The organism is Citrobacter braakii, from assembly GCF_002075345.1.
Taxonomy (GTDB): Bacteria; Pseudomonadota; Gammaproteobacteria; order Enterobacterales; family Enterobacteriaceae; genus Citrobacter; species Citrobacter braakii.
Window position 1 is genome coordinate 21,418 of the sequence record NZ_NAEW01000007.1, and the last position, 16,574, is coordinate 37,991.

Here is a 16,574-nt window from a genome sequence, read left to right on the forward strand (position 1 = left end):
CTAAACTGACAAGCATTAGGAGATATACTCCGGCTTTTCGCATTTCAATCAAGCACTCGCAAAAAGATTACTCTTCCTTCACTACAATCAGCGGCTCGATATCGCTCTCTTTTTTAATCACCAGCGACTCATCGCCGCGCAGGCAGGTCCCCCCATAGTTACCGCCTACGGTGAAGGTACAAACCTGAATATATTTACCAGCAATTTTTGGCAGACACCAAAGCTGCTGATAAATGTTCTTCTGCTCGGCAAACTTACCGCTGGTTTTATCCAGTAACTCTTCCTGATGGCTCACCAGATCGATGTTGCTGCCACAACGTCCTGCAATAGGTTTCACTGCATAACCGGTTTGCGCCAGCTCTTCATTAACAGTGAAATCAGTATCAAGCAGATAGCGGTGGTGTGGGAACAGTTGCCACAGGATCGGCAGAATCGCTTTATTACCAGGGATCACCGTCCACAGAGGTTCAAAGACCAGCACTTCCGGGCGCAGCAACACGTCGATTAAACGCACTTCCTGATTCGTATGCCCGGTACGAATTGGTACCGCGGCGTACTCCGTTTCACTGACCTCTCGCACCTGCTCAATCGCGGTTTCCCACGCCCAGGTTTTCCAGACGCAGTTCACCAGACGACCGTCCCCGTCAATCAGCTGACCGGCGTCATCCCAACGTAGCTCATCGAGGCCACGCAGAATTTTACTGTCAAACCCGGCCTGACGTAGCGCCTGCTGCATAAACTGAGCGTGGTAGTTTTCCTCTATATCTTTATCCTGCATGATGTGGACAAAAGGACGCGCGCGGCTGTGCTTCCAGGCCCCCGCCAGTTCGTTGATCAATCCTTCAGCTGGGTTGTGTCCCTGTCCTGTATAGCCCTGCTCGGCCCATCTTTCGAGGATCAAACCAGCTTCGGTATGGCACGATGCGGAATCGGCGTTGTACTCATACACCTTCAGTCCGCGTTCATCCATACAGAAATCCATACGTCCTGTAATCATATGATGCCGACGACGCTGCCAGGAAAGGCGCAGACGCGGCCAGAGGATTTTCGGGATATCGAACAGCGCCAGCAGGTTGTCATCTTTCAGCACTTTGTCGGTCGCGTGCAGATACATCAGGTGCAGCTCGTTGGTGGCTTTGATCAGCTCCTGCTCTGCACTCTCGGTAATAGTGAAGTACTGATGCGGATCCTGATTAATAACGTGGCCGTTCGCCAGCACGTAGGCTTTCTGCAGCGGATCCTGTTCATCAAGCCATTTACCGTCAAACTGCCCGTTATCTTCCAGTCGCGCGCCGCCAATTCTCAACGAGTCGTTGGCGATCTCCGGCTGCGGCAGGCTGTCACGGGTATCATCGGTCTGGATCATCCAGCCAAGGATGGTGGTGTCGTCAAAGGTATCACGCAGGGTGTAACAACCGTTTTCAACCACCATCTCCAGTTCGCGGGTCCACTGCTGTCCGGGAGGCAACGGCGTATGGAGCACGTTCTGTTCGGCAATACGGATTTTGTTTTCCAGCAACTGGGTGACGACCGCCACATGGCCGGTATCGTTAAACTCACCGCCTTTTTGCCAGATAAGCAGAGCACCGGCTACCGGCGCGCGGGGTGAACCATTCGGAAATGCCTGTAACGGCAGGATATTGTCATTCACCACTTCGCGCAGAAAGCGTAAGGAAAAGATCTCCCAGGCCATGCCTACATCGGTGAAGACCACGCCATAATTAAGGAAGAGAAAGCGGCGTGCGAACTCTACGCACTGCCATTTGTGGCCCATGTATTCGTCGTCGATATAGCTGCGAAATGCCGCATCATCGTCGTAGTCCCGTGGGTCGAGGGAGCTGTAATCTGAAGAGTAGATTGCTACGCCGCCTGGGGCGTAGCCCAATAATGTCCCGAATGGGGCATCCTGACTGGTCGTTCCTTTGCTCATGCACCTTACCTCAAAACAATACAGCCTGAGCAGGTTGGCGTGAATTTTTCGCTCTGATTGCCTGCTCTGCGACACTAACCGGACAGAGGTCAACATCATCATACACCTCAACGCAGCGGCTGGCGCTCAGAGGCGAAAAATTCACAGCAGGAACTACGCTTTTGTCAGGGTGACCGGTACGCTTTTATACGCCGGAGTCAAACTTTGTGTGTCCACCGCATCCAGCGAAAGCAGGACATTCGCTTCTGGCAGATAAGCGCCTATTGAGCCCACCGCCATGTTGTAAATCACCACCGTCAAGCCGCACATAATACGATCCGCACAGGGCTGGCCGCGGTCGTCCAGCGCCTGAACGTTGACCACATCTCCCTGGCTCAGATCGCGAGTCGCCGCTTCTTCAGCGCTTAAAAACACCACATCCCGACGACCGGTAATGCCACGGTAGCGATCGTTCATACCATAAATAGTGGTGTTGTATTGATCGTGGCTGCGCAGCGTCGCCAGAACCAGTGCATCGGCAGGCTGATTTTCTCGCTCTACCGCCCGCTGATGGCTGACGATAAAGTTGGCTTTACCATTCGCCGTTCGCCATTCACGGCGCGAAGTGGGCGTATCCATACGAAATCCGCCCGGCTCGGCAATACGGGCATTGTAATCGTGGAACGCCGGGATCACGGCTTCAATGGCGTCACGGATCAGCGCGTAGTCCCCGGTTAACGCTTCCCAGTTGATCGGCGAAAGCGGCAGAGTGGCGTGTGCCATGCCCGCCACAATCGCGGGTTCCGATTTTAACCAGCGGGAAGCTGGCTTCAGCGCGCCGCAGGAAGCGTGGACCATCGACATCGAGTCTTCGACGGTCACCGACTGGATCCCCGTCGCCTGAATGTCGCGCTCCGTTCGACCTAATGCAGGCAGCAGATAATTATGCTTTGCCAGCAGCAAATGCGATCTGTTCAGCTTGGTCGCAACATGGACCTGCAGATCCAAATTTTTCATCGCCGCAAAGGTACGCTGCGGCTGCGGCATCGCCACCGCCAGATTGCCACCCATGCAAATGAGCGCTTTTGCCTCTCCCCGTTCGATGGCCCGAATACTCTCCACGCTGGAGCGGCCATGTGTACGCGGCACACGGATAGAAAAATGCGTCTCAAGGCGTTGCAGGAAGTCTTCGGATGCCGCTTCGTTGATCCCCACGGAACGGTCGCCCTGCACGTTAGAATGACCGCGCAACGGGCAGATCCCCGCCCCCGGCTTACCCATATTGCCTTTCAGCAGCAGCAGGTTTACCAGTTGCTGGACGTTCTCAGTACCGTTTTTATGCTGGGTGATGCCCAGACCATAACAAATAATAGTGGCACGAGATTTACTGTAGCTGTGTGCCAGGTCCTCCATCTGACTGCGCGTCAGGCCCGAGTCCTGTTCCAGCTCCGCCCAGTTATGCTGACGTAAGTCATCATACAGCGCTGCATATCCAGCAGTATGCTCATCGATAAACGCATGATCGAGCGTCGGTTGCTGATCCAGTAAGATCCGCGCTTCATCCATTTCGATCAGCGCCTTCATGATGCCTTTGAGCAGCGAGGCGTCACCGCCCATTTTTACCTGGTAGTAGTCGTTGCTCAGCTGCGTCGACTGACCGGTGAACATCTCTTTCGGGCTTTGCGGGAAACTAAAGCGCTCAAGCCCCCTTTCGTTCAGCGGATTGATAGAGATAATTTTAGCCCCGCGTTTGGCAACGTCGCGTAAGGTGGTCAGCATACGTGGATGATTTGTGCCAGGGTTATGCCCGATACAAATCACCAGATCGCAATGGTCAAAATCGTCAAGTTCAACGGTCCCTTTTCCAAGGCCAATGGCCGGCGTTAGCCCTGCGCTGGTCGGTCCGTGGCACATGTTTGAGCAATCAGGAAAGTTGCTGCTGCCATATTCGCGGGCAAAAAGCTGATACAGGAACGCCGCTTCATTTGACGTTCTGCCGGAGGTGTAAAACTCAACCTGCTGGGGTGAATCATAGCTGCGCAGACGCTCGCCTATCTCCTGGAAGGCGATATCCCAATCCACCGCCTGCCAGGTATCTGATGCTGCATCGTATTTCATCGGATGCGTCAAACGACCGATATTTTCCAGCTCATAATCGCTGTAGTGCCAGAGTGTGGAAACCGGGTGACGGCTGAAAAATTCCGGTGACGCTTTTTTACTGGTTGTCTCCCAGGAGACCGCCTTAACGCCATTTTCGCACAGCTCCATTGGCGCACGGTGCCCTGGGTCCGGCCACGCACAGCCCGGACAGTCGAACCCTTTCACCTGGTTCATTTTGAACATCGCGATAATGTCGCGGGCGACAGCCTTTTGCGAAAACACCGAAGCAGTGACGGCTTTTACCGCGCCCCACCCACCCGCCGGGCCCTGATAACCGCTTACTCCTGGAACACCATTTTTCATTATTACTGCTTATTCACCGCCAATTTTTAATGGTGAATACGGTAGCAATTTCCGTCCAACATTGATTTCCTCTTCATGGAGTACGGAGCGGGTACAATGAACGGGTTAGATTTATCTTCCCCTTTCAGCACAAAGCGACATAAAGTCCCAATCTGTTAAATTGAGTTCTACCTAACTGCTACACTGCATCAACACAACCACTCAGAAGGCAGGTCAATATGTCAGACAATACCTATCAGCCCGCGAAAGTCTGGACGTGGGAAAAATCGAACGGGGGCGCATTCGCCAATATCAACCGCCCGGTTTCCGGAGCCACCCACGAGAAAACGCTGCCGGTTGGCAAACATCCGCTGCAGCTCTATTCGCTGGGTACGCCAAACGGGCAGAAAGTGACGATCATGCTGGAGGAGTTGCTGGCGCAGGGGGTGAAGGGCGCGGAATACGATGCCTGGATTATCCGCATTGGCGATGGCGATCAGTTTTCCAGCGGCTTTGTTGAGGTGAATCCGAACTCGAAGATCCCAGCGCTACGCGATCACTCGCAAAACCCACCGGTTCGCGTATTCGAATCTGGCGCAATCCTGCTCTATCTGGCAGAGAAATATGGTTATTTCCTGCCGCAGGATTTGGCAAAACGCACCGAAACGCTGAACTGGTTGTTCTGGTTACAAGGCGCAGCGCCGTTCCTCGGCGGAGGCTTTGGCCACTTCTATAACTATGCTCCGGTAAAAATTGAGTACGCTATCAATCGCTTCACCATGGAAGCCAAGCGCTTACTCGACGTGCTGGATAAACAATTGGCGCGACATCAGTTTGTGGCCGGAGATGAATACACCATTGCCGATATGGCGGTCTGGCCATGGTTTGGCAATGTGGTTCTGGGCAACGTCTACGACGCAGCAGAGTTCCTTGACGCAGGAAGCTACAAGCACGTACAACGCTGGGCAAAAGAGATTGCAGCGCGTCCGGCGGTTAAGCGTGGTCGTATTGTAAACCGCACTAACGGACCGCTGAACGAGCAGCTTCATGAACGCCATGACGCCAGCGACTTCGATACCCATACCGAAGATAAGCGTCAGAACTAAAATAAATCGCCGGATGGCAACCGCTATCCGGCAATTTCATTCAGGATTTGTCACGCGCTGGTGACGTCGTACTCCATGCGGCGAAGTGCGTCTAACGTGGCTTTAGCTTCATCTTCATCAATGATGCTCATGGCGAACCCTACGTGCACCAGTACCCATTGCCCGACCAGCTCAGCTGTATCACCTTCACAAATCAGGGCAATATTGACATCACGTTTGATGCCGCACACTTCAACCTGCGCAAGCTGGTGAATATCTTCACCAACGGCCAGAACCTGACCAGGGACTCCAATACACATATCTGACTCCGCCCCATAGCAACCTATGGGTTATTCGACTTCAATACTTTTCACTTTCAGTGAATCGCCAGCATCAACCCGCAGGCGATCGCCCTGACATTGTGGACACTGCGCATCATGCTGGGTGATTTCCACAACCTGACTGCAATCCCAGCACCATGCCTGGGCTGGCTTGTAATCAATATGCAGCTCACAACCCTGAGCCAGCGTCCCCTGACAGACGATGTCGAAACTGAAACGAACGGCGCTCTCTTCAACGCAGGAGAGCGCCCCGATTTCCAGCCAAACACCGGTTACACGTTTGACACCGTGCTGCTCTGCCTGCTGTTGAACAATCTCAACCGCGCTCTGACAAAGGGACAGCTCATGCATTTTCGCAGTTCCGACGACCCAGCAGCAACGCGCGGCGATTAAGCTGCGGCGCATTCGGATCGCTAACCGGCAGCGATAACAGCATTCGCGCGCAATCGTCAGTCAGACGCATGCCTTCTTGCGCCGACATACTGTGCGAAAGCGGCGACATCAGTGAGCAGGAAAGGTATTGCGATACGCCCTCCAGTTCACCAACGGTAAAGGTCATCTCGCCATACGGCAGACGCAGTCCGATTTTTTCGCTGACTTTACGCACCGGCCAGATCTGGTCCGGTCCGGGGAAAATCAGTGCGCTGAGCATCCAGGGCGTGATAACACACCCCGTCCACTGTCCTTCAAACAGCGTAAATTCAGAGACATATACCGGCATGTTCGGATGCAGGAAAGAGAGATCGTGCATTGAACGCCGGGCAACCTCTTCAAACGCTGCCTGAATTTGCATCTTCGGGGCCGTCTGAAAACCGACAAACTCCTCAGACATGAGCCGCCTCCCGCGGGATCGCTTCAACACCTGATTCGCGAAGCGCGGCAAGAACCTGCTCAAGCGCAGGTTCAATCATCGCTTCAACCGTTGGCGTTAGTCCGATATGCGGCTCCAGCGATTCCGGAATAACACCGACTAACGTCAGCTTTTTCGGAAACTCGCCGGTGAAACGCAGGGCCGACAATACGTCGGCCAGACCAAGCTGGTGCGGTGAGATTTTGTTGGTAAACAGCGCCGGGATCTCTTCATCCCGCAGGACCATCATCGTTCCTGGCGTGTTTTTCTTCGACACAATGGCGTCAGCAATGATCAGATGATCTCTGTTCGCCATATCACCGAGAAGCTCCATCCCAGCCGTACCACCGTCCAGAACATCAACAAAGTCTGGCAGGACGTACCGTTGTTCTAATGCTTCAACGATACGTACCCCGATGGCTTCGTCGGTCAGCAAAATATTGCCGACCCCTAAGACTAATATCCGCATTACAGAACCTTAACTGAGACCACTTCGTTCCCATCAACGTCCACCACATGCACCGCACATGACATACAAGGGTCGAAGGAGTGAATGGTACGAACCACTTCCAGCGGTTTGTTTGGATCGGCAATCGGCGTACCTACCAGCGAGCGCTCATACGGTCCCACTTCATCATTAAAGTTACGTGGGCCAGAGTTCCAGGTTGACGGTACTACCGCCTGGTAGTTGCTGATAATGCCATCTTTGATCACCATCCAATGAGACAGCATACCGCGCGGCGCTTCGAGGAAACCGACACCTTTAAATTCACCCGTTGCCGGGATATCCGGTTTCACGAAGGTGGTGTGGTCACCTTTACCGATGTTCACAATCAGCGCGTTGTACTGATCCTGCAGAACGTTCTGCAGTTCACAGCAGTGAACGGTACGGCCAATAATACGGCCCAACGTAGAGTGCAGTTGTGACACTTCGATAGTTTTACCGGTCAGCTTGGTGTAAATCGCGATGATTTCATTCAGCTTGGCATGGGTAGACTCGCGTTTGGCCGCCAGTTTACACAGCATGTTGGCCAACGGACCCACTTCAACCGTTTTACCGTAGAAGGTCGGTGCTTTAACCCAGGAGTACTTGCCGTCATCTGACCAACCGGTGTAATCAGGAACCGTTGTGCCTTCCCACGGAGCCTGCGGCGCTTCGTCTTTGTACCACGCGTGTTTCGCACTCTCCTGAATCCCTTTGATCAGGTACTCATCGGAGTGAGAGGTGATCGGACGATAGGTCGACAGATCTTCATTGGTGATGTAACCCCCCGGGAACAGGAAGCTGCCGTTTTTACCATCAGTCGGGAATTCCGGTGCGCTCAGATAGTTAACCGCACCTTGACCACGTTCCAGCCACTCAGGGTAGAACGCAGCAATCACCGCGGTATCAACCTTGTAAACCTGCTCAACGAAGTCGCTCAGCTTATCGATAAAGGACTTGATATACATCAGGCGCTCAAGGTTCAGCACGCCAAGGCCGTCGAGGTTAATTGGGTTAGCAACCCCGCCTACCGCCAGGTTCTGAATGTGCGGCGTTTTACCGCCCAACAGCGCCACAACACGGTTAGCATCACGCTGGCATTCCAGCGCCTGCAGGTAGTGAGCGACCGCAATCAGGTTCACTTCTGGCGGCAACTGCATTGCCGGGTGACCCCAGCAACCGTTGGCAAAAATGCCTAACTGACCGCTGGCAACAAGGTCTTTGATCTTGTTCTGAACCTTAGTGAACTCTTCTGCGCTGTTCAGGTGCCAGGAGGACACGCCGTTCAGCATGGCAGACGCTTTCGCTGGGTCTGCTTTCAGTGCAGAGGTGATATCCACCCAGTCCAGCGCAGAGAGCTGATAGAAGTGAACAATGTGATCATGCGTGGTGTGCGCGGCCAGAATGATGTTACGGATATACTGTGCGTTCACCGGAACATCAATATTCAGCGCGCTTTCTGCTGCACGAACGGAAGAGATAGCGTGAGTGGTAGTACAAACGCCACAGATACGCTGCACAATCATCCAGGCATCGCGCGGATCGCGGTTTTTCACGATCTCTTCCATGCCGCGCCACATGGTACCGGAAGCCCATGCTTTAGATACCACGCCATTTTCGATTTCGCAGTCGATGCGTAAATGACCCTCAATACGGGTTACCGGATCAATAGTAATTCTCTGGCTCATGCTTTGCTCGCCTCATGACGATTTTGATCGTTTTGTTTTAAAGGAGGAAGTATCGGCAGTAGACGAATGAGTACGATGTATGCACAAATCTCAATAGCCACAAAACCAATAGAAATCAACAGTTCTTCCCAGGTCGGGAAGTAGTGGTAGCCACCACCAGGATTGAACGCCACCAGCGAATAGGACAGACGCCATGTCGCACAACCCAGCAATGCGCTCAGCGCAGACAGATACAGCATGCGTGAGTCGTTACGCAGCTTAGTGACGCGCAGCACCACCAGCGGGAAGACCATCAGCACGACTTCAATCCAGAACATCAGGGAGTAAAGATCGCCTGAGAACGCATAGGACAGCTTGTCGCGATAGATCAGTTCGCCAAAGCGCAGAACCACGAAAATCGCCAACAGCACACTGATGGTATTCGTCAGCTTGATGAACAAACTTTTCTCGTCCGGACCATTACCTTTCAGCCCGGCTTGTACCAACGAGCCTTCAAAGATGACGATCGAGAAGCCCATAATAAAAGCGGTTAATACGGAGAAAAGCGGCAACATTTCATAAGCTTGCCATAGCGGATGCACCTTATAGCCCGCAGAAATCATCAATGAACCCATTGAAGACTGGTGCATAGTTGGCAGCAGCGCGCCAAGGGCAATAATAAAGAACATCACTTTGTTCAAACGTTTGAGAGAAACTTTCCACCCCAGACGTTCAAACAGAGCCGGAGCAAATTCCAGCGCCATGATGCCGATATAGATGGTCATACAGACCGCCGTTTCGAACAGTACCGAGTTCACGTTGAAGTGGCCCGGAATGTAGAAATACGGCAGGTTCCAGTAACGACCGACGTCAATGGTGATCGACAGACCACCCAGCGAGTAGCCAAACAGGCTCGCCAACAGCGCCGGCCGTACCAGTGGATGGTATTGTCCTCTGTTGAAAACATACACCGCCCACGCCAGAGCCCAGCCACCGCACGCGAAGCCGGTACCAATCAGCAGGTCAAACGCGATCCATACACCCCATGGGAAACCGCCGTTCAGATCGGAGACTGAGCCCAATCCGAAGACCAGACGTTTCACGATCAGGAGCATACACAGGACGATAAGCGGCCCAAAAATAATGACCGGTTTGCTGATTATTTTTCCGCCCAGCGGTTTAGGATCATGACTCATGATCGTCTCCTCCATCGTGATGGTCGTTTTTCGTGTTACGACGAACCAGCACGGTTAAGCCCGCCAGCGCAGCCAGGGGTAATATCATGCCCTTGTACAAGGAATGTTGAACATGTTCGGAACGCGCACCGGTTGAAAGATCATCCAGTTTCGGCAGATCCAAATCCTCGTAAGGAACGCCCGTCAGTACCATAACCTGTGTACCACCACCCTCTTTCTCGCCGTACAGATGGGGGTAATACTTCGGTACCGTATGCAGATAGGTATCGCCTGCTTTCACCGTCTGACGCGGATAGTGGTATTCGCTGCCAGGCTTCAGCGCGAGACGTTTTTTCGCCTCAGCCATCAGCTCTTCACGCGTACCAAAAATCACCGCACCAGCAGGGCACACTTCAACACAACCCGGTAAACCGCCTTTATCCAGACGCTCAACACCTTTCTGGTTACACAGTTCACATTTGTGAAGCGCACCAAACGGGTTGTTGTAGTCATACTTAGGCACATTGTACGGGCAGGCGACCATGCAGTAACGACAGCCCGTGCAGACATCTTTGTCATAGTGGACGATGCCAGTTTTCGGATCTTTCTTCAGCGCGGAGACCGGGCAAACGGAGACGCAGTTCGGATCGACACAGTGCATGCACTGCTTCTTAATGTATGCGTAGCCGTTTTCTTCCTGGTCTTTGTTAACGCCTGTTCCGCTACGCCACACCTGGATGATGTTATTGGTATACGGTGACAGTTTGTCGTTGTTCGACCAGGTCTGCTCGCCTTCCGGGTTACGCGCCGGGAAGTTGATATCCTGACACTTGGTGACACAGGCCTGGCAGCCTACGCACAGCGTCGAGTCATAGAGCATCCCAAGAGAACCAGGGATCGGCGGACGGTTTTCTGCAGCCGCATGGCTGATGGACGGCGCAGCGCCCAACAGCAATGCCCCGCTGGAGGCTGCTTTAATAAAGTTACGTCTGTTCACGGTTATTCTCCCCGTGAGTCAGCGTTATCTTTCTTCTGCTGACGCCCCAGTTCACGAACCGCCATCACGCTGACACCGGCAACCAGTCCTACTACGCCACCAAGCAGCCCAATCGCCCCGGCAGAAATATTGCCGCCTTCTTTCATATTGACGTCAGGTTTCTCGGAACGCGGTGTTTGGTTTTCCACATGAGCAAGCTGGTGAATACCTTTATGGAAACCGACACCTTCTTCGTTACAGCCGTAGCAAGGGTGACCGATAGCCACCGGCCACACGCCGCCAACATCGCAGAATTGCAGCGTTGAGCAGTTGCCGTAGGTTTCTGGTCCTTTACAGCCCAGATGGTAGAGGCACCAGCCTTCACGGTGACCTTCATCGCCAAACTCTTTAGCAAAACGACCTGCATCGAAGTGCGGGCGACGTTCGCAGTGTTCGTGAATCAAACGACCATAGGCAAATGTAGGACGGTTTTTGGTATCCAGCTTCGGCGGCTTACCGTAAGTGATGATATGCGCGACCGTTGCAAGGAAGTTGTGCGGGTTCGGAGGACAGCCGGGGATGTTGATGATGGTTTTGCCTGGCAGAACTTCCTGCAAGCCGACGGCACCCGTTGGGTTAACGCCAGCAGCAGCAACACCACCCCACGCGGCACAAGAGCCGATGGCAATGATAGCGGCAGCGCCTTCTGCGGCCCGGCGGATGTGATCTACGATCGGCTCACCGGCAACCATGCAGTAAATACCATTGTCTTTCAGTGGGATAGAACCATCTACAACCAAAACATATTGCCCTTTGTACTTCTCCAGAGCGTTATGTTTATTCTCTTCGACCTGGTGGCCGAAGGCGGCAGAGAGTACCTCATGGTATTCCAGAGAGATTGTCTCCAGAACGAGGTTTTCCACTGTAGGGTGTGTCGCGCGAAGTAGCGATTCAGTACAACCCGTACACTCCTGCGCACCAATCCAGATAACCGGTGGACGCTGAGGACGAGAAACTGATTCGGCCATTTCTGCGGCGGCTTTGCTACTGAGCCCCATGGTAGCGGCCAGTGCTGCACAAAGCTTCATGAAATCACGGCGATTGATGCCGTTCGAATTGATGAGAGAGTTATCTCCAGTCATTTTATAGTTATTCCGTTGCGAAGACCTGGCTTTTATTTTGCACCTTTCGCATGTTGCATATTGCGATCGGCGCGCCATTTACCACACTTTTTATATGGTTATGTGCATTATAATACTTCGGCGGAGCAACAAAACGAAGGCGTAGGTCAATAGTGTAATTAATTAAAGCAAGATAATACCCCTTTCGGATCAAGCTTCGAGACGATAGCCAGCCATGAAAAAACGAATTGTTGTACTGGACTGGTTCTCTTTAAAGAAATCCATAACCATCTCTTTATCCAGCCCATAGCGACGCGTGAGGATCCCCGCTTCCCACGCGCTGAGCTGTCGATCGCCCGTTTTTTCAAACATTCGATGAGAAAATCCCAGCACAAAACCGCGTTTATAATCAGCACAAAAATTGGCCGCCGTGCGTGCGCTATCCGCACTTGACGCGTTTAATCCGGCCATCAAGCCTTTTCCAAAATGGTTGTCCATGCATAACCTCCAATCGCTATATAATAAATTATATAGCGATTTTTTAAGCAAAGACCAGAGGTATCACGTACTTTTTTATGCCCGCTTAAAAGGACACCCATTCATCCTTTTTAGCGGCCGCAGACGTTTTGCTGTCTGCTGAAGGGGAAGCGGTGCTGGCGGCGGCGTACTGCACATCGTTTGCTGAAAGGCGGAACTGTTGTACCGAGCGTTGCAGCTCTTCCGTTTGCCGTTCAAGCGCCACAGCTGCGGCGGAAACTTGCTCTACCAGCGCGGCGTTCTGTTGCGTTACGCTGTCCATCTGCGTGATCGCCACGCTCACCTGCGAAATGCCCTTATTCTGTTCTTCTGAGGCAGAAGCAATTTGCTTCATGATAACGGTCACTTCGGTGGCTCCGCGCAGAATCGCCTCCATGGTTAATCCCGTCTCTTTAACCAGTCGAGCGCCCTGATCGACGCGACGCGACGATTCGCCAATCAGCGTCTCAATCTCTTTCGCCGCCCCGGCGCTACGGCTGGCAAGGTTACGCACCTCACCGGCAACAACGGCAAAACCACGCCCCTGCTCACCTGCTCTGGCAGCTTCAACTGCCGCGTTCAGCGCCAGAATATTGGTCTGGAAGGCAATGCTATTAATAACAGACGTAATTTCCGCGATCTGTTTAGAGCTGGCGGCAATGCCGTCCATCGTCTCAACCACTTCTGAAACCAGGCTGCTCCCTTTACCTGCCGTCTCTGTCGCCGTATCGGCAAGCTGGCTGGCTTCACGCGCGTTTTCGGCGTTCAGTTTTACCGTTGCGGTCAGTTGCTCCATGCTGGCAGCGGTCTCTTCCAGCGCCGCAGCCTGCTCCTCAGTACGCGATGAGAGATCGTTATTGCCGGTGGAAATTTCCGTAGCCCCTCGCCAGATGTTGTCACTACCTGAGCGAATTGTACTGACGGCTTCACGCAGGCTGTCCTGCATCGCGCACAATAACGGCACCAGTTGGCCCACGCAGTTACGACCAAAATCTTCGATTGGATGGCTGAGATCGCCCTGAGCAATCTGCTGGAACTGCTGGCGGATACGTCCCAGGGGTTTCACCATCATGGCGACGAGGTAACGATCTGTGAAGAACAGGAGAGCAATACCGAGGATCACGGCGGTAATAATTAGCGTCCGGATGATAGACGTTTTGCCATCGACCATGACACGCGTGGTATCAAGCCGCTCACCTGCCGTGGCGTTAAAACGTTCGGCACTGGCGCCAAATTCACGGCTTAGCGCTGGCGTAACGGTGCTGGCATGCTCCGCAAAGGCCGTAAGCGTGCCCTGCTGCGCCAGTTGCATTTGCGGAATCACCCCGTTATCCAGCAGCGCCTGCCACTTCGTCAGTACTGCCGCGGCAACGTCCGGATCCATAGGCCCCGGAGACAACGTTTTCATCTCCTGGAGTTTTTTGCTCATATTCTCCAGGGACTGCTGCGCTGGTGCAAAATCAGGCGTTCCGCCGCTCATTTTGACATCCATGGCGCGACTTAAGCGCGTTACGAAGCGAAAATACTGATCGTTCCCCTGACTGAGCACCGTCATCTGATGGACAAGATGACGGTCAATATCATTGCCTTCAGATATTTTTGATAAAGAATGAAGACTGAATAAACCCACGCCCGACCAGAGCAGGCAAAAAAGTCCCAGTATTGCCAACATGACAATACGAATAGTGAAGTTTTTCAGCAAACGCATAATAATTTCCTTGCCGTTGATGAGGAATTCGCCATCAGGCGATACTTATCCTTGTTATCGGCAGGCAACAGAGAAGATATAATGCATTCTTTATTTTTTTACTTTCTTAAGTGCATCCAATATTATTTACACTATATCAACATGAATGCTAATGAAATTAGCTAGCATTATTATTCAGATAATTAACCTGAAGCATTAAATAATCCCTTGTTTTCTATCGTAAATATTTGTTAAACCATGCAAGAGTACGCTCCCAGGCCAAATCAGCGGCAGCATTATCATAACGCGGTGTCGAGTCATTATGAAAACCATGATTAACGCCGGGATAGATATATGCCTCATAGACTTTCTTATTGGCTTTGAGCGCCGCTTCATAGGCAGGCCATCCCTCATTAATTCGGGTATCTAATTGCGCATAGTGCAGTAATAAAGGCGCTTTTATTTTAGGGACATCTGATGCAGGAACCTGACGCCCATAAAAAGGCACTGCGCAGGCCAGTTCAGGAAAAGCAACGGCTGCGGCATTCGATACGCCGCCACCGTAGCAAAATCCGGTGATACCCACCTTTCCCGTCGCGCCTGAATAACGCTGCATAAATTCAATGGCGGCAAAGAAGTCGTTCATCAGCTTTACGGGGTCAACCTGCTGCTGCAACTCCCGACCTTTATCATCATTGCCAGGATAGCCCCCTACTGAACTTAATCCATCAGGCGCGAGTGCAATATAGCCCGCCTTCGCCACCCGCCGTGCCACATCCTCAATATACGGATTCAGCCCACGATTCTCATGCACCACCACTACCGCCGGAACTTTCCCCGTCGCTTTCGCAGGTTTAACCAGATACCCACGCACATCACCATGCCCTTCAGGTGAAGGATAAGTCATGTATTCCGCCAGGATATCAGGATCGGTGAACTCCACCTGCGTTGCGAGGGCATAATTGGGTTTCAATACATTGAATAATGCCAGCGCCGTCATACCGCCGACAGCATATTTCGCAGCAAGATTGAGAAACTCGCGTTTCGTTATTTTGCCATGAGCGTAATAGTCATAGTAGTCGAGTAATTCTTGCGGAAAGTCTTTGGCAGTTAGACGCGACATGGCAGCACTCCGGATCGATGTTTTTTTAAGCAAAGCACAGTGGTCTGTTTTTGCCCAGTTTTTCATTCCAGTGTGACCTGGTGAACGGGATATTCACCATGAACCCGCTAGAATAGAAACGTTGTTTCGAAATTCACCTGCACTAAGGAGATCTCATGGACTGGTTTGCCAATCCTGAACGTTACGAGCAGATGCTCTATCGCTACTGTGGGCGCAGCGGTTTACGTTTACCCGCGCTATCACTGGGTTTGTGGCACAGTTTTGGGCACGTTCAGGCGCTGGATTCACAGCGAGCTCTGCTGCGTAAAGCATTTGATTTAGGCATCACGCATTTTGATTTAGCCAATAACTACGGGCCGCCTCCGGGCAGCGCAGAAGAGAATTTTGGCCGATTATTGCGCGAGGATTTTGCACACTATCGTGATGAACTGATCATCTCCACCAAGGCAGGCTATGACATGTGGCCAGGGCCATACGGTTCTGGCGGTTCGCGCAAATACCTGCTCGCCAGCCTCGACCAGAGCCTGAAACGCATGGGCCTCGACTATGTCGATATCTTCTACTCTCACCGCGTTGACGAAAATACGCCAATGGAAGAGACCGCCTCAGCGCTGGCCCATGCGGTGCAAAGCGGTAAAGCGCTGTATGTCGGCATCTCATCCTATTCTCCGGAGCGTACGCTGAAAATGGCCGAGCTGATGCGGGAATGGAAAATTCCGCTGCTGATCCACCAGCCTTCTTACAACCTGCTTAACCGTTGGGTAGACAGCAGCGGTCTGCTGGATACGCTGGAATCCAACGGCATGGGCTGCATCGCATTTACGCCGCTGGCCCAGGGGCTGCTGACGGGGAAATACCTCAACGGCATTCCGGAAGGTTCACGCATGCAGCGTGAAGGGAAAAAAGTTCGTGGGCTGACGGAAAATATGCTGACGGAAGAAAACCTTAACAGCCTGCGTTTGCTCAATGAGATGGCGCAACAGCGCGGACAGTCGATGGCGCAAATGGCCTTAAGCTGGCTGCTGAAAGACAACCGGGTGACGTCGGTATTAATTGGCGCCAGCCGACCGGAGCAACTGGAGGAGAACGTTCAGGCGTTGTCTAACCTGACGTTCAGCGCCGAAGAACTGGCGCAGATCGATAAGCATGTCGCGGATGGTAAACTGAACCTGTGGCAGGCCTCATCTGACAAATAGCC

15 protein-coding genes are annotated in these 16,574 nt (G+C 52.7%); 2 read left to right on the top strand and 13 right to left on the bottom strand.

Annotated features, from left to right (window positions below; genetic code table 11):
- Window positions 1-67: 67 nt before the first annotated feature.
- Both gss and BZK42_RS15820 read right to left on the bottom strand, forming a co-directional pair.
- Entirely contained in the window at window positions 68-1,930 is a 1,863-nt protein-coding gene (gene gss / locus BZK42_RS15815) for a bifunctional glutathionylspermidine amidase/synthase (RefSeq protein WP_047358635.1), read from the bottom strand.
- 153 nt (window positions 1,931-2,083) lie between these two features.
- Complete coding sequence (locus tag BZK42_RS15820; RefSeq protein WP_080859485.1) at window positions 2,084-4,372, bottom strand: FdhF/YdeP family oxidoreductase; 2,289 nt, start codon at window positions 4,370-4,372, stop codon at window positions 2,084-2,086.
- A 218-nt stretch (window positions 4,373-4,590) separates the two neighbouring features.
- Between BZK42_RS15820 and yghU the strand changes: the two genes are divergently transcribed.
- Complete coding sequence (yghU, locus tag BZK42_RS15825; RefSeq protein WP_080859488.1) at window positions 4,591-5,457, top strand: glutathione-dependent disulfide-bond oxidoreductase; 867 nt, start codon at window positions 4,591-4,593, stop codon at window positions 5,455-5,457.
- 50 nt (window positions 5,458-5,507) lie between these two features.
- Here the strand turns inward: yghU and hybG are convergent, their stop codons facing one another.
- The 11 genes from hybG to yghX form a co-directional block, all read right to left on the bottom strand.
- Window positions 5,508-5,756 (bottom strand): hydrogenase maturation factor HybG, encoded by a 249-nt coding sequence (hybG, locus tag BZK42_RS15830; RefSeq protein ID WP_003024459.1) that lies wholly within the window; start codon window positions 5,754-5,756, stop codon window positions 5,508-5,510.
- Window positions 5,757-5,786: 30 nt separating this feature from the next.
- On the bottom strand, window positions 5,787-6,128 hold the full coding sequence (gene hypA, locus BZK42_RS15835; RefSeq protein ID WP_016157467.1) for a hydrogenase maturation nickel metallochaperone HypA: 342 nt from the start codon (window positions 6,126-6,128) through the stop codon (window positions 5,787-5,789).
- A complete protein-coding gene (gene hybE, locus BZK42_RS15840) occupies window positions 6,121-6,609 on the bottom strand; it encodes a hydrogenase-2 assembly chaperone (RefSeq protein WP_016154490.1) in 489 nt (162 codons plus the stop codon). Before hybE ends, hypA begins: the two co-directional genes overlap by 8 nt.
- Entirely contained in the window at window positions 6,602-7,096 is a 495-nt protein-coding gene (locus tag BZK42_RS15845) for a HyaD/HybD family hydrogenase maturation endopeptidase (RefSeq protein WP_016157468.1), read from the bottom strand. Before BZK42_RS15845 ends, hybE begins: the two co-directional genes overlap by 8 nt.
- Entirely contained in the window at window positions 7,096-8,799 is a 1,704-nt protein-coding gene (hybC, locus tag BZK42_RS15850) for a hydrogenase 2 large subunit (RefSeq protein WP_003024476.1), read from the bottom strand. The genes BZK42_RS15845 and hybC overlap by 1 nt, the downstream gene beginning before the upstream one ends.
- Window positions 8,796-9,974: a Ni/Fe-hydrogenase cytochrome b subunit gene (hybB, locus tag BZK42_RS15855; protein WP_016154492.1), complete on the bottom strand. Its 1,179-nt coding sequence runs from the start codon at window positions 9,972-9,974 to the stop codon at window positions 8,796-8,798. The genes hybC and hybB overlap by 4 nt, the downstream gene beginning before the upstream one ends.
- On the bottom strand, window positions 9,964-10,950 hold the full coding sequence (gene hybA, locus BZK42_RS15860) for a hydrogenase 2 operon protein HybA (protein WP_003828357.1): 987 nt from the start codon (window positions 10,948-10,950) through the stop codon (window positions 9,964-9,966). Before hybA ends, hybB begins: the two co-directional genes overlap by 11 nt.
- A 2-nt stretch (window positions 10,951-10,952) precedes the next feature.
- A complete protein-coding gene (hybO, locus tag BZK42_RS15865; protein WP_016154493.1) occupies window positions 10,953-12,071 on the bottom strand; it encodes a hydrogenase 2 small subunit in 1,119 nt (372 codons plus the stop codon).
- Window positions 12,072-12,260: 189 nt separating this feature from the next.
- A complete protein-coding gene (locus tag BZK42_RS15875) occupies window positions 12,261-12,548 on the bottom strand; it encodes a DUF2623 family protein (protein ID WP_016154494.1) in 288 nt (95 codons plus the stop codon).
- Between the two features lie 85 nt (window positions 12,549-12,633).
- Window positions 12,634-14,274, bottom strand: a complete 1,641-nt coding sequence (locus tag BZK42_RS15880) for a methyl-accepting chemotaxis protein (protein ID WP_047414033.1) — start codon at window positions 14,272-14,274, stop codon at window positions 12,634-12,636.
- A gap of 214 nt (window positions 14,275-14,488) precedes the next feature.
- Window positions 14,489-15,376, bottom strand: a complete 888-nt coding sequence (gene yghX, locus BZK42_RS15885; RefSeq protein WP_049268743.1) for a YghX family hydrolase — start codon at window positions 15,374-15,376, stop codon at window positions 14,489-14,491.
- Window positions 15,377-15,531: 155 nt separating this feature from the next.
- Here yghX and BZK42_RS15890 point away from each other — a divergent pair, with 155 nt between their 5' ends.
- The gene (locus BZK42_RS15890) at window positions 15,532-16,572 is read left to right on the top strand and encodes an aldo/keto reductase (protein WP_080859490.1); all 1,041 of its coding nucleotides are present in this window, start codon (window positions 15,532-15,534) and stop codon (window positions 16,570-16,572) included.
- Window positions 16,573-16,574 lie beyond the last annotated feature (2 nt).